Genomic DNA, 594 nt, shown 5'->3' on the forward strand with positions numbered 1-594 from the left:
TCCCATATTTTTAGATTTTTTAATTCTCGCCAAATAGCGATTAGTCAAAAACTTCTATGTCTAAAAACTAAAGTGACTTTAGAAATGCTTTTCTAGTCCAGCTTGTTTTAGAACCCCATTGGCTGTGTGACGAGATTTCATACAGCCATCTACAACAAAGGAAGTTTGGGTGATAGGACTATACCAAATCTCATGATCTCCTTTACCTTGTCTTTTGAAGTAGCATCCAGCGTTTTCTAAAATACGTTTTACTTCAGGGGTAAAGGATACGCTCATTTAACAACCTACTCCAATAGGTTGCTGAAAATGACTGGTTAAATCCAAAACCACAGGTTTTTTACCAAACGAACTAGCTTGATTTAATTCCATGAGTTCTGGAATCATCATCTCTAATTTTTTTGTCAGCTGTTCTATGGTTTCAGCCTCTGTTACTAATCCGGGTAAGTTTGAAGCATCAGCAACCCAAACACTTGCCTCTGCATCCCAGAAAGCTTGAACTTTTATAGTGATTGTTGGTTCCATGCAGCAAACTCCGTGGTTAACACTACCTGAGCCTATTTTGCGTTATATTAATCTGTTTCGCAATCGTGACCA

General features: G+C 37.9%; 2 protein-coding genes. Both read right to left on the reverse strand.

The features are described 5' to 3' along the window. Positions 1 to 78: 78 nt before the first annotated feature. Positions 79 to 276 carry a type II toxin-antitoxin system HicA family toxin gene (locus tag VB654_RS25035; RefSeq protein WP_006198105.1) on the reverse strand — a complete coding sequence of 66 codons (198 nt, stop codon included), beginning with the start codon at positions 274 to 276 and terminating at the stop codon, positions 79 to 81. Continuing rightward, complete coding sequence (locus tag VB654_RS25040) at positions 277 to 522, reverse strand: DUF1902 domain-containing protein (protein WP_323216538.1); 246 nt, start codon at positions 520 to 522, stop codon at positions 277 to 279. Positions 523 to 594: the final 72 nt, after the last annotated feature.

Origin of the sequence: Nodularia sp. UHCC 0506 (genome assembly GCF_034931045.1) — a bacterium.
Classification (GTDB): Bacteria; Cyanobacteriota; Cyanobacteriia; order Cyanobacteriales; family Nostocaceae; genus Nodularia.

Excerpts from the sequence above, each read along its gene's own strand:
- VB654_RS25040 (WP_323216538.1), bottom strand. The coding sequence starts at position 522 with ATGGAACCAACAATCACTATAAAAGTTCAAGCTTTCTGGGATGCAGAG.
- VB654_RS25035 (WP_006198105.1), bottom strand. The coding sequence starts at position 276 with ATGAGCGTATCCTTTACCCCTGAAGTAAAACGTATTTTAGAAAACGCT.